11 protein-coding genes and 5 pseudogenes are annotated in these 24,517 nt (G+C 31.9%); 7 read left to right on the forward strand and 9 right to left on the reverse strand.

The annotated features are described in order from the left end of the window. Positions 1 to 60: 60 nt before the first annotated feature. The 5 genes and pseudogenes from CO726_RS19720 to CO726_RS19745 all read right to left on the reverse strand — a co-directional run. Positions 61 to 345, reverse strand: a pseudogene (locus tag CO726_RS19720) (metallophosphoesterase); the annotation flags it as partial. Between the two features lie 102 nt (positions 346 to 447). After that, positions 448 to 1,884: an MBL fold metallo-hydrolase gene (locus CO726_RS19725; RefSeq protein WP_099685402.1), complete on the reverse strand. Its 1,437-nt coding sequence runs from the start codon at positions 1,882 to 1,884 to the stop codon at positions 448 to 450. Positions 1,885 to 1,943: 59 nt separating this feature from the next. Continuing rightward, positions 1,944 to 3,143: an FAD/NAD(P)-binding oxidoreductase gene (locus tag CO726_RS19730; RefSeq protein WP_099685403.1), complete on the reverse strand. Its 1,200-nt coding sequence runs from the start codon at positions 3,141 to 3,143 to the stop codon at positions 1,944 to 1,946. A gap of 549 nt (positions 3,144 to 3,692) precedes the next feature. Then, the gene (locus tag CO726_RS19740; protein WP_099685404.1) at positions 3,693 to 4,676 is read right to left on the reverse strand and encodes a glycerophosphodiester phosphodiesterase family protein; all 984 of its coding nucleotides are present in this window, start codon (positions 4,674 to 4,676) and stop codon (positions 3,693 to 3,695) included. A 294-nt stretch (positions 4,677 to 4,970) separates the two neighbouring features. Beyond that, positions 4,971 to 5,321: pseudogene (locus CO726_RS19745) on the reverse strand (VanZ family protein); the annotation flags it as partial. Between the two features lie 454 nt (positions 5,322 to 5,775). Between CO726_RS19745 and CO726_RS32240 the strand changes: the two are divergent. Further along, the gene (locus tag CO726_RS32240; RefSeq protein WP_425427810.1) at positions 5,776 to 5,937 is read left to right on the forward strand and encodes an IS3 family transposase; all 162 of its coding nucleotides are present in this window, start codon (positions 5,776 to 5,778) and stop codon (positions 5,935 to 5,937) included. Positions 5,938 to 6,518: 581 nt separating this feature from the next. Here CO726_RS32240 and CO726_RS19765 read toward each other — a convergent pair. Then, complete coding sequence (locus tag CO726_RS19765) at positions 6,519 to 9,653, reverse strand: lantibiotic dehydratase (protein ID WP_099685406.1); 3,135 nt, start codon at positions 9,651 to 9,653, stop codon at positions 6,519 to 6,521. Positions 9,654 to 9,935: 282 nt separating this feature from the next. Between CO726_RS19765 and CO726_RS19770 the strand changes: the two genes are divergently transcribed. From CO726_RS19770 to CO726_RS33205, 5 genes and pseudogenes are all read left to right on the forward strand, one after another. After that, positions 9,936 to 11,063: a SagB/ThcOx family dehydrogenase gene (locus CO726_RS19770; RefSeq protein ID WP_099685407.1), complete on the forward strand. Its 1,128-nt coding sequence runs from the start codon at positions 9,936 to 9,938 to the stop codon at positions 11,061 to 11,063. Further along, the gene (locus CO726_RS19775) at positions 11,053 to 12,291 is read left to right on the forward strand and encodes an MFS transporter (RefSeq protein WP_099685408.1); all 1,239 of its coding nucleotides are present in this window, start codon (positions 11,053 to 11,055) and stop codon (positions 12,289 to 12,291) included. The genes CO726_RS19770 and CO726_RS19775 overlap by 11 nt, the downstream gene beginning before the upstream one ends. A gap of 223 nt (positions 12,292 to 12,514) precedes the next feature. Further along, positions 12,515 to 12,756: pseudogene (locus CO726_RS32540) on the forward strand (hypothetical protein). Positions 12,757 to 12,796: 40 nt separating this feature from the next. Beyond that, entirely contained in the window at positions 12,797 to 13,234 is a 438-nt protein-coding gene (locus tag CO726_RS19785; RefSeq protein ID WP_099685409.1) for a GNAT family N-acetyltransferase, read from the forward strand. Positions 13,235 to 13,622: 388 nt separating this feature from the next. After that, positions 13,623 to 13,745, forward strand: a pseudogene (locus tag CO726_RS33205) (IS3-like element ISBt2 family transposase); the annotation flags it as partial. Between the two features lie 106 nt (positions 13,746 to 13,851). Here the strand turns inward: CO726_RS33205 and CO726_RS19795 are convergent. From CO726_RS19795 to CO726_RS19805, 3 genes and pseudogenes are all read right to left on the reverse strand, one after another. Beyond that, a complete protein-coding gene (locus CO726_RS19795; RefSeq protein WP_099685411.1) occupies positions 13,852 to 14,988 on the reverse strand; it encodes an ISL3 family transposase in 1,137 nt (378 codons plus the stop codon). A gap of 144 nt (positions 14,989 to 15,132) precedes the next feature. Beyond that, positions 15,133 to 15,240: pseudogene (locus CO726_RS19800) on the reverse strand (cache domain-containing protein); the annotation flags it as partial. A gap of 35 nt (positions 15,241 to 15,275) precedes the next feature. After that, on the reverse strand, positions 15,276 to 22,871 hold the full coding sequence (locus CO726_RS19805; protein WP_099685412.1) for a non-ribosomal peptide synthetase: 7,596 nt from the start codon (positions 22,869 to 22,871) through the stop codon (positions 15,276 to 15,278). Between the two features lie 366 nt (positions 22,872 to 23,237). On the opposite strand from CO726_RS19805, the gene CO726_RS19810 reads away from it, so the two are divergent. Then, entirely contained in the window at positions 23,238 to 24,164 is a 927-nt protein-coding gene (locus CO726_RS19810) for an aldo/keto reductase (protein ID WP_099685413.1), read from the forward strand. Positions 24,165 to 24,517: the final 353 nt, after the last annotated feature.

The raw sequence follows: 24,517 nt of genomic DNA on the forward strand, positions 1-24,517 counted from the left end.
AATTTTTAACAAAATTGTAATGTAAACTTGTATAAATTGCATATAGCCTATTTCTTTTTTCTATACAAAAAATCGTACAGTTCCATTTAACTGCACGACTACAAGTTCTGGCCTATTGAAAATTCTTTGCGGAATGATACTATTGCCTAATCCTCTACTCACTACCATAGACGTATTTTATTCTTCATATAAACCGGCTGTATATTTAGGTAAAACCCCTTGATTTGGAGCCACTAATTTGCTGATAAATAGTAACCTAAATTGTCCACCATGAGCGTGTCCTGATAAAACTATATCTATTTGCTCATCAGCATAATTCTGAATAAATTTAGGTCTATAAAATAAATCATTTCTTTCTCCTATTTTAATGTGGTGCTCCTATATATAGATATACTCCTATGTAATCCGCAATTTTCCTTATCGGATAAATTAATAAAAATTATTTCCCTACACATTGAGATCGCATGTTGTATAAGGAAGCTCTTCTTTTTTCCATGCAAGAAATCCTCCCTTTAAATTAATTACTTCTTTTATATTAGCTTTTTGTAAAATACTAGCTGCTATAGCGGAACGCAATCCGGTTCGACATTGTAAAACGATTGGGAAATCTTTTGGTATATAATCTAGCTGCTTAAATAAACTTCCTAAAGGGATATGTATTGCATCATAAAGATGTCCTTCCTCCCACTCTTTTTTACTGCGCACGTCGATTACCTTAACGCTTCCATCTTTTATATGCGGATATAATTCAATTGATGTTTTTTCTTTGTAACTTTCAAATCTATCAAGTCTTTGTATAACTTGTAAGGGTGCAAAAGCAATAATATTATCTAGCCCAATAGATTCAAAGTCTTTAATAACCTTCTCCACTCTAACCTTTTCCTCATCTAGAATGATTAAAGTTTCTGTTTTATAATCTAGTAACCATCCACACCAGGTTGTGAAGGAATTGTTATACGGTATATTAATTGATTTCTCGATGTGACCAGAAGCAAAACTCTCTACATCCCTTATATCAACTATTTGCTGAACGCTCCTCATAACTTCTTGAAGTTCTTCTACTGTTTTAATAGCAAAAGCTTCTCTTTTCTTACGAATTGGAGGACCATACTTATTTAAATTCTTCATTAAAGAAAAATACTTTGGAGGTTCTGGCTGTCCCGCTAATAAAGTCGATATAAAATCACTTTCTTCATTACACTGAAATGCCCAATTGAACATCTTTTCATAACCTAATGTAGAAGTTGGAATTGCTCCTAATGCTTTTCCACATGCACTTCCAGCACCATGTGATGGCCATATTTGCAAATAATCAGGGAGTGTTTTTATTTTTTGTATAGAATCAAATAATTGTTTCGCTCCTATTTTTGCAGTATCTTTCATACCAACAGCTGTTTCTAATAAATCCGGTCTTCCTATATCTCCTACAAATATAAAATCACCTGTGAATATTCCTATGGGCTTATCATTCGTATAGTTATTTTGACTTGTATCAGTTACTAAAAAAGAAATACTTTCAGGTGTATGCCCTGGGGTATGAATTACATTAAATTTTATATGACCTACTTTAAATTCTGTGCCCTCTCTAACCAATTTGTATCGACATTCGTTAAGATATTGATATTTCCAATCACAATCACCTTCATCAGATACATATAAATTGGCATGATAAAGAGTAGAAAGTTCTCTAGACCCAGAAAGAAAATCTGCATGAATGTGAGTTTCAGCTGCAGCAATTACTTCCATCCCCTCTTTCTTAGCAAATTCTATATATTGTTCTATATAGCGACCTGGATCAATTACAATTGCTACGCCTTCCTTCTGACAACCGACTAAATAAGAAGCATGTGCTAATTTTTCATCATAAAAATATTTTAAAAGCATAGCTATTCCCTCCAATTAGTTATTTCAAATTGCTTTTCAATTTTTATAACCACTTTCTCTTATAGGATTCCTTTCAACATAAAGTTCCAATACATATAGGGCAACATATATCTTTTAAGTAAAAACATACTATACCGTTCTTTCGCTTGATTAAACGGAAACGTTTCTTGAGGCTCATGTTTATAGTTAAATTCAGCGAGTATTAGACTTTTATAACCAGTAATAATCGGACAAGATGTATATCCATCATATTTAGCCTGCAAGTCTCTTCCGTTAAGTACGTCTATAATATTTTGCTTTAAGACAGGTATTTGTTTTCGAATTGCCGCTCCAGTTTTAGAGGTGGGTAAATTGGTACAATCTCCAAGTCCGAAAATATTCTTATACTGTACATGCTGCAAAGTATAAGGGCTTATATCTACCCACCCCTGAGAATCACTTATCTCACTCTCTTTAATAAAATTAGGTGGTCCCATTGGTGGAACAACATGGATCATACTGTATGGTACAGTTTCTCTTTTCAGTGTTTGCGTATCTTCAAAAATTGCTTCTCTCTTTTCGGCAATAATTTCTACTAAGTTTTTATTATAATTCGTTATAATTTGCTTTCTTTCTAGCACTTGTTCTAATGTATTAGCATATCGTGGAACCTGAAATATGTTAGCGTTCGCGGTATAAAACATTACTTCACTTTTGTTTCTTACACCGTTATTAGAAAAATACTCTTCTGCTAAATACATAATCTTTTGTGGGGCACCACCGCATTTAATAGGAGTATTTGGGTGGGTAAAAACCGCATTTCCTCCTTTAAATTTTTTAATTTCTTTCCAAGTAGAATCAACATATTTATAAGAGTAATTGCTACAAACCCCATTAGTCCCAATAGACTCCTTTAGGCCTTTAATACCTTCCCAATTTATTTGTATACCGGCTGCTACAATAAGAATTTCATACTCAAGCAATAGTCCATCATTTAAAAGTAGCTTATTTTCATCCGGAAACAACTTAACAACACTTTTAGGGATCCACGTTGCCCCTTTTGGAATAAGCAATTCTTGATCACGCATCGTACTTTCCTTTGAAACAACTCCTCCCCCCACTAAACTCCATAGTGGTTGGAAATAATGTTTTTTTGATGGATCAATAATTGCAATACTTTCTTTCAATAGGGGTACATTTCGTAACAAATGTGCAGTAGAAGATATTCCCGCAGTCCCAGCACCAATTACAACAATTTTATAACTATCTCTGGTCTTCATTATCCTCTTCCTATCTAAAATTGATTTTTAAAATAATTAATTAGTAGCCGTATTTTCATCGTAGTAACATTATTATAAGTTAAAAACACTATGTATTTATTTGATTAAAATGAAAATTTTGTTAATTATAACTTCAATATTACTTTATGCGTAAATCCCCTATGCTACTTCCATCTTTTATATTTCTCAATGCTAGTCTTTGTCCTAACTTACTTTCATTACAGTTTCTCTCTACGCTCAAATCTATCTTTATCTCCTTTTTCCAAGAAGGTGCTCCTTCTAGGCCGTCTTCACCATTCACTTCATAGCTTATTTTCCAAGCTCTAATCGTTCCAAGATTAACAGAAAACTTCGCCGTAATGTCAGCTATTGAATGATAACCATCTTATAAAATAAGTTTCATTCACCAAAAAAACACCCCTGATTACCATTATTCATAGGAAATCGGGGGTGTTTATCGGTATATAAACCTTTAAAATTATTAATAAGTCTTCTTTTAAAATATAAATGGTTAAACAGATAAAAAAACTTCGACTGTTATATTATCCCTTATTTCTTAAATACAGGTGCTATTTTATCAATGCAATTTGTCCAAATTCCACCTGTATAATCGTCAGGAAGGCGTTTTATATCTTCAGATGAGTCAAATCCACTTGAAAACCCAAACCCATTTCCTCCTACAATGATAACCCGAGTATCTGCTTTATCCATTCGATTAAGAAAACGATTTGGCCATCCCCAAAGCCAAGGAGCTACTTTGTCTGGTATATGTAATTCTCCATGCTTCAGGCTTGAAGGTATGTAGCCAGTCCACCCTAATGCCATATAAGTAATAAGATCTTTTTTCATGGTCGCTTTTGACATTGTTCGTAAACTAGGGATTCGCTCTTTTATCGCAGCAATTGGTTTATCGCCACCATATACAGTTAGTTGATCAAGGCGCTTCGCTGGTAATTTCTTGAGGTGAGTAGCTAATTGAATTCCTTCATTTTCATCATCACTTTTAATATGAATAAGAAAAGAACGGTCTGGAAAATAGGTAAGTACTTCATCAAGTGTTGGCATAAGATTAATTCCTTTGCCACGAAACGGGAATGTTTTACCCCCATCAGCTGTATAACCGTAACCAATATCAAGTGCTTGTAATTCTTTTGTTGTAAAATCTCTTGTAACACCTTTACCATTAGTACGGCAATCAAGAGTCCAGTCATGAAAAATAACAAAATTATTATCTTTAGTTGGTTGAACATCAAACTCTACTAGATCAGCTCCAGCTTTAAATGCCGCTTCCATAGATGGAATTGTATTTTCTAAATAAGAATGTTCAGGTTTATTTATACGTTCTGCTGTACATGTATCACTCTCAATCTCTTCCATGCTAAATGTTTGCGAAAGTCCTCGGTGAGCAAGAAGAAGAGGAGTTCCATCGTCCCTCTTAGTAAAAAAAGAACTGTTATTTACATAAACAAATACGAATAGGATAAGAATTATCCAAGTCGCTTTACGTTTCAATAACCTTTTTAGTTTGTTCATTGTATGCTCCTCTTAAATATTGGTTGAAATGCCTTAAACAATTTTCGACATTTAAATACTGGTAAATATTACAGTCTATCTTATTTTTTCGCAATGGATATAATTGTTAATTAAAGGCTGGTACTTTGATATAAAACGGTAGCAATAGAAATCAATTCAATAACCACTCAACCTTCAGTAAGAATAGTTTTGAAGGATTTCTATGAGAATTTAATATAAATGGGTATATGTAATATCCTATTATTTAAGAATCAATTTGCTATATGTATATTATCTGACAGTATCTTAATCACCTTATTGAAGGATTATAGGCCGTCTAAATAAAACTGGATAATAAATTAACATCACACCTACAAATGAGCAAACTAAATAAAAAATAGCCTCGTATTTTATTACTAGAGAAATATTATTATCAATCTTTTTTTCATCTCTTTTATATATCATTTTGAATAATACCCTATATAATAAATACCCAATAATTGCTCCCAAGGTATTCATAGATAAATCATCAATATCTGTAATTCTATTATCTAGCAATTGACCTAACTCAATAGCCAATGAAAAACCGAATCCAGCATAGGCAGTACTTTTCATTCTTCTAAACTGCGGCCAAATAGTCGGCAATAAAAAACCTAATGGCATAAACTAAAATGTCCCCTATAGAATAGACACTTAAAAAAAGTCTATTCTATAGGGTATTTCTTGTATAATGAGAGAAAAATGAGAATCGGAGAAATGTCAAAATGACGAAAAAACTATTTACAGAAAAAGAAATTCAAATTAGGGCAATCCATGTCAAGACGAGGAAACTGTTGGGACAATGCCCCTCAAGAATCTTTTTTCGGGCATTTTAAAGATGAAGCGCATATAAAAACTTGTACCTCTGTAACCGCCAAGGTGAATTTTACACTTTCTGCTAAGTTCCCTTTTACACTTTAGATTGCGCATAGCCCACTTGACATGGAGCCTCTACAGGAATGATAAACAGCCTTGAAGCCTTGGTATTAAAAGAACCAGGGCTGTTACTGCAAGACTATCATACCTGCTTCTCCAAATAAAGTGGGCGACAAATGTGGCTAAAAGTGTAAAGTTCATATTAGTGAAAACTGTAAAATTTATTCTGGCGTTTACAACCTCTTTCTCCCAGCTAAAACAAGAAATTAAAGATTATATGAAATACTATAACCAGCATAGATATCAGTGGAATTTAAAGAAGATGACTCCTGTTGAATACAGAAATCACCTTCTTATGGCTGCCTAACTTTTTTTAAAATGTCCTTTACAAAGGGTACGGATTAATTCCTACAAGTTCTTTTTGTTTTCCTAGCACAACGCACAATAAAATTTCCGAACAACTCGATAGCTTTTCTAAGCTGTCCGCCTTACGTTTTTTCCCTTTTTCCCAGTACGACATACCCTCGTTGAAACCTCTATCTCAGTTGTGTAGATGCTTTATTTCAGATAAAGGGACACGTGAGTAAAAGGGGGCTAATAGAAAACGATTCACTCTTTTTTGCTACAACGTCGCCGTATTGTTCTTTTTGAAACTTCCAAACATCAATCAGACGATAGGTAGGGGTGTTCCTACGTAATATCCATGTACTAACGGACCTAGCGTATTTGCTCCATAGTATCTTTTTGCCATTTGCTGAAGACATCATTTTTGTTCACATGCACTGGAAAATGATTTTAATGTACATGAAGTGGCACATATAGCAAGTCATTCTAACATTAATACTACATTACTGCATGCAAATCATTTGAAGGACTAGGACACGAACCGTCTCACTATTCCAATAAGGTTCAAATAATTTTGTTAGGTTACTTATTTAGCACGTTAATTTAGGAATTCGTGTATGAAAATTGTCTGTTCTTTAGTAAATGCCTTGCTAATGTAATAATTTTCCGTTCTTTCTCTCGATCTGTTCCAATTAATCGATTTAAGCTCATATGAATGACACTTGATATGATATTATCTTTATCATTATGAAGCAATGCAGCTTTATAAGCGTTATCAATTGCTTCTGAGTATTGGATAATTGTTTCTGTACGTTTAATAGCTATTTTGGATAAAAGATTATCCTGGCAAACTGGATTAGATTTATTATCAGTATACAAAGATATTAATAAAGGTGCATGCTCACGGAATTCGCCCAAATGATCTTTATAGTTGACCCGATCGTTTAACCATATGAGTTGTTTTTCGAAAGATAGTTTAAAACTGTTCAGTATTTCTATAACATTGAGTACACCTATTATTTCCTCATTTAATCCATACTTATCACTTTCCATGAGGTATTCTTTTACTCTCATCATATATCTACTATCCTGAAAAAATACAGCTTCTGCATATGATAGAAGCTCTTTACCTCCATATCTTTCTACTTCTGGTATATAAGTATCTACTACCACATGAGATAATAGTCCTTTATCTTTCATCATTTGTGCCCAATTGTATAGTTCTTTCATCCCTTGACTATACAAATTATTATGGTGATCCGAATAAAACCGTAGCCTTATATGTGGTTGAGGATCTAAAAATTGCATATAAAAGAATTTTGAGGTCCATCCACTTTGTAATCCTAGTTTACAGATAGTTTGTAGATGGTTCCCTAAAAATTCATTTAATCGTTGATTCATTCCATACAATTTTAAATACAGCCAAGGGCCGCCTGGAAAGTAAGAGATAGGAGTATTTTGATTTTTTAATTTGTTATTTATAGATGGAAGTTTAAAAAATTCTTGTGAATTCGTTTTTGCTTTGATAAGTGGAAATACAAATTCATGTAAATATATTTCTTTTTGATTTTCACTTATCTGCTTCTCAATTTCAAATCCTACCTCAACCAAATGTAAATTTTGCTCATCTTGCAATCTACGATATTTATCAAATAATATATCTATGTGTACATGGTTATTTAAATCTAATAATATTCGATTATCTCTATTAGTAAGGAATACATATCTTGGAACGCTCCATTTTTCTTTCCAAACCTTAAATAAATCAATCCATTCCTCTTTTTCCCATGCATTTTTTGCTTGCAAAGAAAATTTAGTAAGGGTCCATTTTGCTGGAGAAATAACAATTCTCCCATATCTTAACCTAGGTAAAAACGGGAAATTTTCTAATTCTCCCCACTGGAAATGACTCCAATTTTTATGTCTCCCTATAGTTATTTCACGCATAAATCTGTATACATTAGGTTCTTTATTGAAATTCAATCGGTGATTAACCGTGGGAATAATTTCTTTATTAAGTGATTTAGACTTTAAGTAAAATGACTCTAAAGTACATCCCACCACGATATCCGAAAGAGGAATTGTCTGTTCATCCTTCTTAGAAGACAAAGTTGAGATAGGTATTTCAAAGTTCCTAATATTTTCCGTAAGTATTACATTTATCTTATTTGCATTTGATGGTGAAAAAGCAAGCTCGGCAAATAAACTATTTGGGCATAAATTTTGTTCCATCTCACTTATTTCACGGATTTTTTGTTTATTGTCATTGTTAAATATATGCATAAAACGTCCAAATGTCTTACCTGCGCCTAATGATCCTTTATTTGCTCCAATGATTAAACGGTAATTCCCCTTATTTAATTCTTCTTCTGATTGTGCCCCCAATGTAAAATACATTTCCATAGAAAGTGGTAAATCATTACCTGTAATTTCTTTTTCTAATAATGATTTATGTTCTTCGTTTATTACAATTTCAGAATCTCCATCATTTAAGGCCTTAGCTAATAAACTATAAATTAATTTGGTTGAACTATTATTTGATTTGTAAGATTCTATTGAACGGTAACTTTCAGGATAACTATATGTAGCAGGTACTCCTAAGCCAATAGCATCATCTAGTAATTCTAAAATAGGAATCTCCTTTTTAGTTCCATATAAACTGATGAACTTCTTTTTATATTCATCTAAATGTTTTAATTGATGTTTAGTGCCAGTTAAACTCCAAAATATTTGAGCTGCATTCTCTACTTCTTGTTTCATTTTTTCGGGTAAAACCACAGAATGATTTACTGTTAAATCAACCTGTAACGGATTAGATAAATTAAACTTTTCACACATTTTATCAGTAACAAATAAATATTGCTGTTCTCCTGTACCAATTATTTGATTATCGTACTTTTTTATTTCTGAATAAATTGAAAGTAGATAACCATACCATTGTTTAAATCTTGGAGACATAGCTAATTGATTAAGAACGTATTCAAATGGATGAATATTGAGAATAGGTGGTCTTAAACTACTAATTAATAATTCTGAGTTGAATACATGGTTAATTACTTGATTTAAATAAGCTGGACTTTTCTTTGGAAAAAATTCGTATAAGAGGTTCTTTAGCTTTCGGTAATTAATTGGATCCACTGTAACTTCTAAAATCTTCTTAACCACAGATGTCAATTCTATTGAAACATGTTCTCTATTATACTTAGCATCTGTGTTTTCTTGCCCCCAAAAAGTATAATATGGAATCTTTACATGGTTACCACTATAATAGATTGCTTTATTTTGTATTACATTTAAATTATCTAAACAACCTTCTTCCATCTCAATCTGCTTAACTATGTTTAATAACCATTCCATATCTGGCCGAGTATTTTTTTTGTGCGCGATTAAAGGTTTATTATCTATGTAACCTACATCGCTGAATTTCCCAATATTTACACCTGCACATAACCCATAAGGGGTCGCTCTTGTAGAACTTCTGATTATATAACTTATACAAGAACGTAAGAGTTGTTTTCTTTTTTTATTTTTAGTCTCTTTTTTTAAATTAATAATACTATTCAGTAAATCTGGACTGGAAACAGCTATTATCTCTCTTAGTACAGGGTTATTTACAATCTCCTCTAGTGATATTTCATCATTACAAAAGATGCTCCGATAAAAATCTAAAGATAGTATAGGTGAGCGATACATGAAAAAATCTAAACAAGTATATGATAAATCAGATTTAGTTTCCATACTATTACACAACCTTTTTTAATTATATTGTACAATATTAGCAGAAATATATAAATATTTACAATAATACAAAAATATGTTACCTTTAGATTGTATTAAATTTATATAAGGGATGGTGAATGGTATGTCAATTTTTAAATCTTATGTTTCAGATTATCAAAAACGTATTAATGATGAGCATACAGAAACTTCGCCTGAAAAATAACTAAAAAAGTTAATGCTCGGTATTTTTTCCGAGCATTAACTTTTTTTATACTAAAATGCATAGAAAGGCTGTTTTATATGATAAAAGTTTCAGAGAACATTGTATATTTTTGGAGAGATGGCCACCTTATATGTGATAACTATATTAATCACGAGCAGAACAGTCTTAGTCCAATAATTAATCCAATTATTGAATTTTTTTCCGATTGGCGTGAAAAAGAAGACGTTTATGAATTGATATCTAAAAATTCCCACTTTACAAAAGAATTTTTAGATACTGCCATAGAGCAACTTATAACAAGTAATCTCTTAGTAGAGAAAGATTCAGAACGGCATAAGCAAGAATTAGATCTTAAACACTGGTCAGATTGGGGAACGGTAAGCAAATACTTTCATTTCAGTACTCGCCTACTACATACAGATTCCTATTTAAGTAAAAGTGAACAATATGAAAGATTAAAAATAAAAAAAGAAATCTGCCCACCTCCACCACTATATAAAACTATTCCAAATTCCGAGAAAATTCGGCTGCCAAATCCTCAATTAAATGGAAAAGGGGATTTCTTAGAAATATTAACAACAAGACAAACTACAAGATCATTTGAGAATGAACCCATTAGTATAGAGGACTTTTCAACTTTTCTTTATCTTTCTTATGGTATTCAGTCATGTAAAAGAAACGTTGGTATTGATCAATTAGTTTTTAAAACAAGTCCATCTGCCGGCTGCCGTCATCCAATAGAGGTATACCCTTGTGTACTGAATGTACAGGGTATTCCAAATGGACTTTATCACTATTCTACTCAAGATCACTCTTTAGAGGTAATTAAGATAAATAATGATATGTCAGATCTAGTTATGAATATGGCTGCCGGACAAAATTATGTAGATAGTGCAGCTGTTGTTATGTTTTATACTGCATGTTTAGAAAGGTCAATGTGGAAATATCAAAGCCCAAGAACCTATAGAGTAATAATGATGGATCTAGGTCATCTCAGCCAAACTAGTTACTTAACCGCCAATTATCTCGGCTTAGGTGCATTTTTCTCTGGTCATTTAAATGATCAACTAGTAGAAGAAATGCTAGATATCAGACCTTCCGAAGAGATTGTACTAGGAATTTCGGGTATAGGCAAAAAATCTAAACTAGCTCATACTTTAGGAAGAGACTTAAGGTTTATCAAGGAGATGCAAGATGAGTGTTAGTAATACAACAATTTTCAATAAAAATCTACTAATTATATTGGCAAGTCAATTATTGTTTCAATTGGGATTATGGATTGGAATTATAGGGAATCTTGAATTTTTACAGAAGAATGTGAGTTCTCATCTATTACAATCAATGTTTTTAGTAATGGGGAGTGTATCTAGTGTATTTATCGCTCCTTATGCGGGGCGACTTATTGATGAGATATCACAAAAATATATATTAGTAACGGTTGGATGTATGCGCATTATTTCTGTGAGTGCTATGTTTATAGCATTATTTACTGATTCAGTATGGTGGATGCTTTTATATAGCATTGGAGTTGGATGTTCTGCAGCCTTTTTCGAACCCACTGTTCAAGCTATACTTCCAAAAATCAGCAGTCCAGATGGTTTAATAAAAGTTAATGCATTAAATTTAAACATGGTAACCTTAGCAAGAATATTTGGAGCAAGTATAGGTGGTATACTATTATTATTTTTATCATTGTGGACAATTTATTTAATCGTTCTAGCAATATTTTTAATTGTGTTAATCCTGATTATTTTTTTAGATTTTGAAAAATCAAATGAAGTTCAATTTGGAGTGAAACAAAAGAAGCGACAAAAAGTTTCATTCGGGGAAATATTCCCTATTATTAAACAAAATCTACTTTTAAAAATGATTATTTCTTTTTCTATTATCCCCCTTATCTTTATCTCTGGATTTAATTTGTTTGTAATTCAGATAAGTGAAATCCAAGGGAATTCATTTATTAAGGGCATACTATATTCAGTAGAAGGCATTTCAATAATAGTATCAAGTAGCCTTCTCTTTATTCTAAAGAATAAAATGAAACCACTATCAATACTGTATTCCTCTATAATTATTATAACATTAGTACAATTTTTATTATTGAAATCAGAGATTATGTTTATACCTATACTTGCCTTTATTTTATTTGGATTTGCTTATGGTTTATTTAATCCAATGCTTAACACCATAAGCCAGAAAAATATTTCTTCAAATCTTCATGGACGTTTTTTTGCTTTCAAATTGATGATTGAACGTATTGTATTACAGATATCAATGTTATTAATTGGATTTCTTCTAGACGTAGTAGGATTTTATGGTGTGAATATTATATTAGGGACACTATCATTAATTATAGTTATATATTTTATGTTTCAGAATACGAATACTTCCAATAAGTATCTAAAAGAGCAAAATAAGGAAATTGATTCTTAGTAATTGTTGAATTTCATTGTACATTGAAAAGGCGGAGTCTCTTTGAAGACTTCGTCTTTGTTTACATAGGGCAAGAATGGTTTCAATGCTTTTTATCTCACATAAAATAAACTCGAAGAAATTAAAAGTTATTAGACCTGTTGTTTCTTGAACACCCTATAATTTTTAAATACTTTTAAAATTTAAGTGTATAATAAATTTATATAGGAAAGAAGGAATATTTATGTTCAATAATTATATAATCCCAAAAGACGAACTTTTTTATAAAAAAGTTTTTAAAATTTATTAGTCTCACCCCCTTATGTAGTCATTTCACTAATAGCTATATATCTATTAGATTTGGGATTAATAAATTTTGTAATCTTAGCTGGCATTGCAATAATGACTTTAATAATTCAGGTCATTCATTATTATTCAAACTGGAAAACCTCCCAATTAACTTTGGTAGGTTTCAAGATATATTGACTACTGATAACGATAACTATGTAAACAAAGGGGGAAAAATATGATTACACACGCTAATAAAAATGATTTAAATGAAATTTTAGCAAAATCAGATAATGCTCTATACGAAGGAACGGCTAAGACCTTTAAACCTACAAAAAAAAGAGTAAAAGAGATTGTACAAATGGCACTAGAACACGGGGCATACTACCTAGTACTTAAAGATGATGACAACTTAAAGGGATGGATTCTAATCGGCAGTGGTAAAGATTATTTTTCACAAGAAAATATAGGATTTATTTACGAATTATATGTTTTACCAGAGTATCGTGGTCAAAACCTTTCAAAGAAATTGACGAAGGCAGGAATAAACGAATTAGCTTTAAAAGGACATAAAGAAATACGCTTAAATGTTCATGCAAAAAACTTTGCAAGGGAACTATATAAAGAATTCGGCTTTGTAGATCGGCAGATTTCAATGAGTTTAAACTGTAAATAATGAAATGCCGATAGCCTGCTCTCTCTATTTATATTGTTTTAAATGTATACTTCTGTTAGTAATTTTGGAGAAAATGAGTTAAATACGATATGCTCAATAAAATAAAGGAAATGAAAGTGAGCTTTTTTCTAAAAGAGGATGTTTCTTCTTGAGCCCTATCCTCCCCTGCACCTTGTTTGATTTTTTTCATAAAGAAAAGACACTCAAATGAGCGCTTATTTCATTTAATATCCGAATTCGCCACCATAGCCACGAATTGTGAATCCATCTTGAAATAAAATAGAAAAAAACTACTTTGAAATGAAGTGAACCCGAATAGTGGTACATGAAAAAAACACCTCCTGAATTCGCATACTAAGTATGCAAATTCAATGGAGGTGTTTTTGGTTTGAAGACAAGAGTTCATTACCCAGAAGAAATAAAGTGGAAAGTGATTGAAATGAAAAAGGATAGATATTCCAATCGGACAATTTCTGTAGGATTAGCATTCCCTTCACAATCAGATTCTAAAGAAAAAGCTACTTCTACTAGTTCTAGTACAATTATGTATATGCAATCCAGTCATGGTGACTCCTGGTAATATTAAGGCTCATCACCGAAAGATGGGGTTGATAAAATCAATGTCCTGTTTCTAAGCGAATGCGCAAGAAAAGATGGTCATCATTTCTGTAGCCAAACCCACGCCGTTTGATAAGTTTAATTTTATTGTTCGTTCCCTCCATGATTCCATTGGATAAAGGTGACACAATTGTATCGAGCATCGCTTTCTCACGTAATACGAAGCTTTTCACGATTTTCGCAACCGCACCGCAAACATGGAATTGGTAGCGTTTTATCCAATCAGCTAATCGTCTTTTTGCCTGTGTGGATGTAGTGGATTTGAACACGTAACGAATGTGCTGTACAGCTTGATAAATATGACGTATGTGTTCATCCTCTGTCAGCCACTGAGCGACAAATCCACGCTCTTCTTGTGTCAAGGCGGGTGGCTGGCAGGCTAAACAACGATTGATAAAACGCGATGTGTGATGTTTTTTGGCTTCTCCGAAGTAGCGTCTTCGTCTTTGTAAAGCATCGGTAAAAAATTGGACGATATGGAAACGATCCAGCACATGAATGGCCTGAGGAAACACGATCCCAATCGCCTTTGCCATTGCGGGTGCCAAGTCACTCACGACCGCTCTTACTTGCCCTTTTATAGAGGAAAGTGCTGTTTCGATTGCCTCTTGATTACGATTCGGAACGACAGTTAAAACACGCCCTGTATCTGCATTTAGCACACTCGTTGCATACGTGTGCCCTTTACGAATCGCAAACTCATCTACACAAATTCGAGTAGCTATTTCATCATGAAGTTGTTCAGGTGCATACCAATAAAACCAGCGTTCTACCGTGGTGTAAGGCAAGTTATATTCGCGGGCGACATCTGACAAAGCGCGTCCCTTACAACGCTGTACAATTTCACGACGAAATGAGGCTGTTGAAGAACGAATCAGCCCTAACCCGTAATCAAAAATAAATGTATAATTGCACTGTGTACAACGTTGACTAGGCACCGCTAATTCAATCCAAAGCACCCCGATACGCCAAGCAAAACCGTGGCGAAAGCGACGAATCCTTTTATCATGGCAGTGTGTGTTTCCGAAACAAAGAGGGCACAAAATACATTGAGGCGCTGCTTGAACAGGAAAAACAGCTGGTTCCTGATCACGAGGCGTGCAAATCGTAAAAAAGATGGTAACGGTAAAATAGATTTGATAAAATTAAGGGACAAAGTGAACACTCCTATCGTGGTTTGTCTCGACAACAATTACGATACGTGAGTGTTCACTTTTTTTATAGCTTTCCTCAGAAATTTATTCAATTTTTAAAAATCAACCCCAAGTTACGGTGATGAGCCAAATTGTTTCTATTTCTGGATGTAACTGTATATATTGATCAAATTTACTCTGTACATTTTGCGATTGGTCAGGATTATAATCACCTCGTGTGAGTACCTTTGCAAAACAGATTCTTTTTTGTTCAAAGTCAATAATATATGCTATAAAAGTATTGGTTCTTTAATTAATGGTAAATACTCTATACTCATGGCATAATTTAACAATAAATTGATATATCCTTGATTTGGCTCTAAACAATGTACATTCTTCAAATATCCTTGCGTGTATAAACAAGATGGTATAGCTACTGATAGCTCTTCTACAGATTCTAATAAAGGCATTATGAGCTCTAAAGCTTTCTGTTCATCAGTAGTTAGATTCGTATTAAAAAACTTCTCTATATATTTTTCTTGTTTCATTAACAGGATATCGTATCCAAAAGCTTGTAAACTATTAATAAATTTTTCCCATTTTAGCTGATTTGGATTACAAATATGCATGGTCTTATTTACTGTTTTAGCCTTATAAGATAGTTCCGTAATAGCTAAGCTTCCATAGTCCACAGGTGTTAAATCCACATACGTATTGATTTCAGGTGCTACGTTAGATAAGCATATCCCTTTCAATAATCTATAAAAAGCATTTTCATTAATATTGAATTGAAATTTACCCGTTTTAGAGTTACCCACTAAATTCCCAACACGGTATATCGTAGCACGAACTCCTTTTTCCATTGCCTCTCTGACCATTTTCTCACCTTGAAACTTACTTTCTAAGTACACATTATCTAAATTTTGCCCTCTATCAAAATTAGACTCAAAGAATTTAAATTCTTTTGGATCGCTTTCAGCCTGCCCTACCACACTTAAAGTCGATATATAATGAAAACGTGCATTTGCATTCTTAGCTAATTCTACTAAGTATTTTGTAGACTGAACATTTACCTTTTGAAAATGCTCACGTTCTCCATAGTGTCTAACTTCTCCACCACAATGTATTATTGACTCTACGCTACTCTTTAAACGATTCACTGTCTTTGAATCCAGACCTAGATTTATCAAAGATAAATCTCCTTCAATTACTTCTACTCTCTCCTCCAACTTTTGAATAATTTCTTTACTGAAATAAAATCGCATTCTTTCTCTTAACTTTTCATCAAGTACTTGATTCTCATTTTTTCTTACTAAACAGTAAATAATCGTAGATGGTAACTGTAATAACCGTTCTAAAATATGTGCTCCTAAATATCCTGTTGCTCCTGTAAGGAAAACTACTTTTGGATAATTCACCCTATCTATCTCACATTCTTCTAATTTATTTCTTTTATAAATAGGAGTCGTTTTCATTTCACTTTCGATACATGCTACATTCATATTTTTAACTTTCTTTAACGACATATTTTCCATCTCTTCAATATAAGAGGCTAATTTTTCTATTGTTCTATACTTAAAGAAATCTTGAATTTTCAAGTTAGGGTATAACGGTTTTAATTTAACTAATGCCGGCATAACTTTTAAAGAATGTCCACCCAAATTAAAGAAATCATCTTTTAAACCTATAGATTTTATGTTTAGAACTTCAGACCATACCTTTGCAATGTTTTTTTGCACTTTAGTTTGAGGCTTAAGTATACACTCATCCTTTTGCTCATGGTCAAGCTCTATTGCAGGCAGTTTTTCAAAATCAATTTTCCCATTCGCCGTTATTGGTATTTCTAACACGTGAGAGTAATATTTAGGGATCATATATTCTGGCAATACATTTGATAAATATACAGCTAACTTATTTTTTTCTATCCCTATAGCGTCCACTGTTTTATAATAAACTTGCAGTAACATCCCATCTTTCGTTTGTGTTACCACGGCTTGATTTATCCCCTTAAGTTGTAACATTGCATCTTCTATTTCCCCTAATTCAATTCTGTGCCCTCTAATTTTAACCTGCTTATCTTTTCTTCCCATAAATTCTATATTTCCATTTGGTAACCACCTTGCTAAATCACCGGTTCGATATAATCTTTTACTATTATCTGCTGAAAATAGATTCGAAATAAATGCCTGTTTTGTTTTCTCTTCCTGCTTCCAATACCCTTTGGCTAATCCTAGGCCCTCAATATATAATTCACCTATGCCACCTACCGGACAATGTTGCATATATGAATTCAATATATGAACCTTTGTGTTAGAAATTGGAATACCAATCGGTATGCTACCTAAAATGTTATTTTCGCATTCTAATTCTGGTATGAAATAGTACATCGCTGAAACAGTTGCTTCAGTAGGACCATACTCATTTACCAGTTGCACTTGGTTTTTAAAAGTATTTTGCCAACTCCTAATAGCATTTGTTGATGCAGCTTCCCCTCCCATTATCATAAATCTTAAAGAACGCATCTTCTCGCTATCCGGTTTAGTTAATGATGTCGATAATTCATTAAAAAATACTGTTGGTAAATCAGAAATAGTTGCTTGTATTTCTTGGACTGCTTGGGCATATTCGACAGTTGAATAGCGCTGTTCATCACTTAATACATACAGTTCCGCTCCATTTAACAAAGTAGAAAAAATTTCCGATACAGAAGAATCAAAACTATGAGAATAAAACTGTGTTACTTTATCATTTGGAGAAATCTGAAATACTTCATTTCTCCATTCAACTAAATTTAATACTCCTTTATGCGTTAATAATGTACCTTTTGGTTTGCCTGTTGATCCTGATGTATAAATTACATAGGCCAAGTCATCTGGTTTATTTAAAATTTTAACATCATCATTTATTTTCGTACGATATATATCCTCTATTATTGAAACGTTATAACTACTTAAATTCAAATGATTTTTGTATTTGTAATTCGTAATAATTCTACATGCCTCGCTGTCACTTACTATATAATTAATTCTATCCTCGGGATATTTTACATCGATTGGTATATAGGCAGCACCGGCTTTTAATATCCCAATCATAGAAACAATACTATTGATGCTTCTATCTAACAATATAGCTACCTTGTCACCTTTTTTTATACCTTTTTCAAGCAAATGTTGAGCTACTTGATTAGAACTCATATTTAATTGCTTATATGTCAAAGACTCTGTTTCAGTCGCTATAGCAATCCGATTTGATTGTCTATCTACTTGCTTATAAAATTGCTCCTGTATATTTTGAAAATAAGGATATGGTCTTTCTGTATCATTTACCTTTCTATATAGAGATTCCTCTTCCTGTGATAGGAATGAAAGGTTTTCATATGCTACTGTTCTTTGATGAATAAATGCATTCAGTATATTAAATAAATTTTGAGTAAACCTATTAATTGATTCTTCCTTGAAAAGATTAATATCGTACTCAAATGAAATTCCTACATAATCCAATCCTTCTTCAACGGATAAAGAAATGTCAAACTTACTAACATCTTGTTTATTAGGTAACAGTTGAAGCTTGTACCCATCATGCTGTTGCAAAATATCGTTCTGATAACTAAACATAGTAGAAAAGATTGGGGTATTTCCAAAGATTCTATCAGGATTTATTTGTTCAATTACTTTATCAAATGGGTATGATTGGTTTTGGAAAGAATTCAAACATTTTTCTCTCACTACTTGTAATAGCCGTTTTAAATTTTTCACATCATTTAATTGTGTTCTAATGGCTAAAGTATTTACAAAAAAACCTTGTATTTGTTCAAATTCTTGATAATTCCTTCCAACAACCGGTGTACCTACAATAATATCTTTTTGATCCGTTAGATAATGTAACAATTGAATATATGCTGCCAAGAATAGCATATACATCGAAACATTCTCTTGTTCACATACTTGTTTCAAAGACTCTTTCATTTTATTATCTAACTTCACTTCAAATACTGTACCTCTATTTGTACTTTGACGATTCCTACTAAAATCTAAAGGAAGATTTAGTATAGGAAGAGGTGCTGCAAGTTCGGCCATCCAATAAGATTTTTCTGTATCCCACCGACCTAATTTTAACTGCTCCTGTTCCCACTCAACATAATCTACATATCGATTAGAAATATTTGGCAACTCAGGGTTTCTTCGTTTAGCAAAGGCACTATATACCTTCATTAATTCATCTAATAAATTCCTTACACTCCACTCATCAGTAATAATGTGATGTAAATTGATATATAAATAGGATTTTTTCTTATCAAGATTAAAAATTCTAATCCGGAAAAGCGGTCCATTTTCCAAATCAAATGGTGTATGATCCGTTTGACTTATTGTTCTACGTATATATTCTTGTTGTTCCTTTTTAGTCATGTGTTCAATCTCATCATGAATAAGGTCAATCGCTATTGATTTTTGTATAACTTGTCTAGGCTCCCCATTTTTTTCAATAAACACTGTTCGCAGCATCTCGTGTCGTTCAACTAAAAATCTTATGGTGTCTTGTAAAATATCTTTTTTTAAACTTGGCTCAATATATATGTGTAGTGGTGTATCATATACTCTATTAATAACGTTATACTTATTTAAAAACCAGATTCTCTTTTGAGCACTGGATAACTTATAACTTTCCTTATCTGCAACTTTTAATACTTGCATCTTATGTTCTTCCCTATCATGATTTACTTTCATTAATTTATCGATGTAAGCAGACAGAGTAGCAATTGTTGTATGCTCAAAAATATCTCTAATTTCTATTTTCAAATAAAACTCTTTTTGAATTTGGTTTAACACTTGCACAGCAATTAATGAATGTCCCCCAAGTTTAAAAAAGTCGTCATCTCTACTAATTCTATATTTCCCTAAATTTAAAATCTCTGACCATGTTTTTGCCAACCTTTTTTCTGTGCCACTAATTGGTGGTACATATTGATTTTGCATGTTTTCAAGTAAAGATGGGATTTGTAATTCTAATTTTTTTCTATCAATCTTACCACTTGGTGATAATGGAAATATTTTAAGATGAAATATATAATTTGGCATCATAAAACCTGGTAAACTTTCACTTAAAAATGTATTTAAGTCCTCTTGCCTTATCTCTGTATTGTCTTTTGATACATAAAAGCTAGCAATTTTGTCATTTTGATAAGTTACTACTACTGCATCTTTTACCTCTGGGTGTTTAAATAATGCTCTTTCTATTTCATCAAGCTCAATTCGATACCCACGTAGTTTTACTTGATTATCTTTCCTTCCGATAAATTCTAAGTTTCCATTCGGTAAAAGACGTACTAAATCTCCAGTACGATACATCTTTTTATCATGATTAAAGGATTTATCGAAAGAAATAAACGCCTCTTTTGTTTTTTCCTTTTGATTTAAATATCCGTTGGCAACTCCATCACCGCCAATAAGTAACTCACCTACTACACCTGACGGACATAATGTATTGAACGGACTAACCACGAAAACTTCACTATTAGCAATTGGTTTACCTATTGGGATATTAGAAATTTCTTTTTGTATCTCTTGATTTACTTCATAAATGGTTGTACATACAGTGGCTTCAGTAGGACCATATGCATTAAGAACTGGAATCTTTAACCCTACTTTGCTTTGCCATTTACGAACTGATTCAGAAGGTAATGTTTCCCCTCCTACAAATACACCTTTTAAAGAGTTTAATTTCAGCAACATTTCTTTTGGCATATCAGCTATTAATTTAAAAAATGCAGTTGGTAAAAGAACAAATGTAATACCATTCTTGTTAATTACATTTATAAATTCTTCTGCAGAACGTTTTTCCATTTCAGAAATTACATGCATTCTTCCTCCGCATAACAAAATCGGAAACATTTCCATAATGGAGGCATCAAAAATCATTGTTGCAAATTGTAAAAATACATCATTTTTGTCTAAATGAAATTGATTCATTAATGAATATGATAAATTAATTACTCCTCTATGTGGTACAACTACTCCTTTTGGTAAACCTGTTGAACCTGACGTGTAGATAATATACGCAGCATCTTCTATGTTATGTGTAGATGCAATATTTTCTATAGAATTAGTGTAATGAAAATCCTCTATAAAAATTGTATGAATTGCAAAACTTTTAATTAATCCCCTGAATTCTTTCTTTGTAATAATCATTTGACTTTCACTATCTTTTAATATAAATTCTATTCTTTTTTCAGGAAACTTTGGATCGATTGGTACATAAACTCCACCTGATTTTAGTATACCTAGAATGCATACAATTGTATCGATCTCTCTCACCATAGTAATACTTACACATTGTCCCTTTTTTATATCATTTTTACGTAAATAATTCGCAATTTGATTTGACCTTTGCTGCAATTCATAATAGGTAATGGATTTATCCCCCATTGAAATTGCTATTTGATTTGGCGATTTTAATGCTTGTAGATCAATTAATTGATCTAGTGTTTTTGAATTAGGATACGTAAGCGCATTTGAGTTCATATCTTTGTATAGACGATGATCTTTCTCTAAAAGCAAATCCAATGAATGGATAGGTTCGTTCACATTCTTCATTAGTTTTTGTAACAAATATATATATCTTTCAACTAAGTTATTCATACTATCTGGTTTATATAATGCTGAATTATAGTCAACCTCAATTTTATTCTCTGTTTCCCCTTCATATCTCATTATTCTCCAGGTCATGTTAAAAGGATTTACTCTTTTACAATCTGTTAAAACTGTGGACTCAATATCGGGAATTTTCAATTGAGGTATCCTTACCGTATTAAATGCTGTTGAATATATCATATTATGATGTGTATTATTTAGATTTAAATCTTTTACTATATGTGAATATGGATTATGTTTATACTTAATAGCCAAATGAACAGATTTATTCACCTTGTTAAGTATTCCCTTAAATGTATCCCCTTTTTCTATTGTTATACGTATAGGTAATGTATTAACAAAATAACCAAAAGCATTCCCTTCTTCCGTGTGTGGTCTAGTATTAATTGGAATACCTACAATAATTTCTTCAGCATTTGTCATTTGATGAAGCAAGGTACAATAAGTACTTAACATAACCCGATAGACACTTATGTTGTTTCTTTTAGCAAAACATTGTATTTGATAAAATAGATCGGCATCAATATTCTTGCTTATATTTTTGTTCGTATATATCGGTTCATTCATTTTATTAATAGGAGCAGGAAACTCTGTAGGAGGTAATTCACCTTGTAAATAATCTTTCCAATAGGATGATCCTTCTCTATATATTGCACTGTCAATAAAACCTGCCTCAAATTCAACAAGGCTCTTATAAGGAGATTCTAATACTAAACCCGTATTTTCTTGTAGTAATTCACAATACGTATGAGACAATTGTCGGATAAAAATTCCTAAACTACATCCATCATAAATAATGTGATGAAAAATCATATGTAAAATAAATTCATCTTCACTCAATTTAATGATGTGGAATTTAAACAAAGGACCTTCTTCTAAATTAAATTTCTCATTCACTATAGAGTCTAAGAATTTTTTTAAAATAAATTTTTGTTCTGTGTTTTTAAAAGCGGTTAAATCCTTAATTGGTATATCAAAATCTATACTCTTTTGAATGAATTGTTTAATTTTTTCGTCTCTCTTAATAAATAGTGTACGTAGCACCGGATGAGATTGTACCATTAAAGTAAGCGTTTTCTTAAAAGTATCTATTTGAAGATTTCCTTTTAGCTTTATTATGGTAGCTTCATTGTTCATTCCATTTTCTAATTCCATTTGATGAGCTATCCATAATGCTTCTTGCCCTACTGTTGCATCCAATTCTTCTACAATTTCATATTGCTTTTGTATTTCCTTCATATGAATTTCTCCTTTTATAAATATTTCAAAACGGATAATATTTACAGTTACAACTATATGTACATATTCTACGATTTGTAAATATATTTTTTTCGACTAAATTCAACATTTATTTCACCTATTGCATAGTTATTAAAATTATGAATAAAATTCATATTTATACCATGAAAATTCATACTTTTATTCAATTTAAGCATAAAAAACCATTTAACTAATAATTCTAATTTATTTTTATACAGTAATCTTACATATATTTATTAAGGTAAATAGCCTAATTTATATCCCGAAAACAAATTCAAGAATATTCCAACTGGTCACTATATATATTTCTAATAACATAATCTGAATAGGAGGAGTTCGTTCATAATGGAATATAGATTATTAGGTAACACGGGATTAATAGTTTCAGAGATAGGATTTGGTTCTTGGGCAATTGGTGGAGATGAATGGGGAGTAGTAAAAGATAATGAATCCATTGATGCAATCAATAAAGCGATTGACCTAGGGGTTAATTTTATTGACACTGCTGATGTTTATGGAATAGGTCATAGTGAAACACTCGTTGCAAAAGCTATACATAAACGTAGGCAGGATATTATCCTTTCTACAAAAGGTGGATTAATTGGTCATCATTATGACCCGAATCAACCAGCCGTTTATGGAGATCCTCAAAAGATCATTGATGCGTTTGATGCTAGTTTACTACGGCTTAAAACTGATTATATAGATGTGTACTTTTGTCATATTTGGTGGGATAAACCTGAAGAAACAGAAGCCTTTCTACAAGCTTTCCAAACCTTAAAAAAATCTGGAAAAGTGAGAGCAGTTGGCGTTTCTACTAATGATTTAGATTATATTAAACATTTTAATCAGAATGATGATTTAGATGTTGTGCAATTCGATTATAGTATTTTAAATAAAGAACCTGAAAAAGACATCCTTCCTTATATTGAAAAACATAATTTAGGTGCTGTGATAAGAGGTCCACTTAAAATGGGAATTTTAACTGGGAAATTTAATCATGAAACTCAATTTCCAGACGATGATTTAAGAAAAGATTGGCCAAAAGAAAAGTGGTTTAAAGATAGCTTAAACAAAGTAGAGAAATTAGGTTCACTTGTACGATCAAATCGAAGTCTAGCGCAAATCGCCTTACGTTATGTTTTAAGTCACCCAGCTGTTTCAGTTGCTATTCCTGGTGCAAAAAATTCTACTCAGGTTGAAGAAAATTCTTCACACTTAACTCGTCCATTATTATTAAATAATGAAATTGAATTCATTAAAAAACTTTGATCGAATACTTATTCTTCCATAAAAAATTACGCTGATTTTACTACCAAATCCATACTACTACTTCTTCTCCACTAGAACATATCTTTAACACTTCCACCTTATTTTTTTATCTTTTCCCAACAATATCTACAGTTTATAAGGTAGTTGAGCCTTTATATTCAACTACCTTATAATAGTTCTACATTATATTAAAATATCTACTACACTAGTTGAATACATGTTAGGACAACATATAAATTAAATAAACAATTAATTCAGATATATTTTTTAGAAACTTCATTATCTCGCAATTACTTTTTTTAAAATAAATCAAAAAATTTTTCTTTACTTTAAATTCCATAGTTCATATAATC

Source organism: Bacillus fungorum (assembly GCF_002746455.1).
Lineage (GTDB): Bacteria > Bacillota > Bacilli > Bacillales > Bacillaceae_G > Bacillus_A > Bacillus_A fungorum.

What these genes read in the sequence shown, in the direction of transcription:
- CO726_RS19725 (WP_099685402.1), bottom strand. Translation starts at nt 1,884, where the DNA reads ATGCTTTTAAAATATTTTTATGATGAAAAATTAGCACATGCTTCTTAT.
- CO726_RS19730 (WP_099685403.1), bottom strand. Translation starts at nt 3,143, where the DNA reads ATGAAGACCAGAGATAGTTATAAAATTGTTGTAATTGGTGCTGGGACT.
- CO726_RS19740 (WP_099685404.1), bottom strand. Translation starts at nt 4,676, where the DNA reads ATGAACAAACTAAAAAGGTTATTGAAACGTAAAGCGACTTGGATAATT.
- CO726_RS19765 (WP_099685406.1), bottom strand. Translation starts at nt 9,653, where the DNA reads ATGGAAACTAAATCTGATTTATCATATACTTGTTTAGATTTTTTCATG.
- CO726_RS19770 (WP_099685407.1), top strand. Translation starts at nt 9,936, where the DNA reads ATGATAAAAGTTTCAGAGAACATTGTATATTTTTGGAGAGATGGCCAC.
- CO726_RS19775 (WP_099685408.1), top strand. Translation starts at nt 11,053, where the DNA reads ATGAGTGTTAGTAATACAACAATTTTCAATAAAAATCTACTAATTATA.
- CO726_RS19785 (WP_099685409.1), top strand. Translation starts at nt 12,797, where the DNA reads ATGATTACACACGCTAATAAAAATGATTTAAATGAAATTTTAGCAAAA.
- CO726_RS19805 (WP_099685412.1), bottom strand. Translation starts at nt 22,871, where the DNA reads ATGAAGGAAATACAAAAGCAATATGAAATTGTAGAAGAATTGGATGCA.
- CO726_RS19810 (WP_099685413.1), top strand. Translation starts at nt 23,238, where the DNA reads ATGGAATATAGATTATTAGGTAACACGGGATTAATAGTTTCAGAGATA.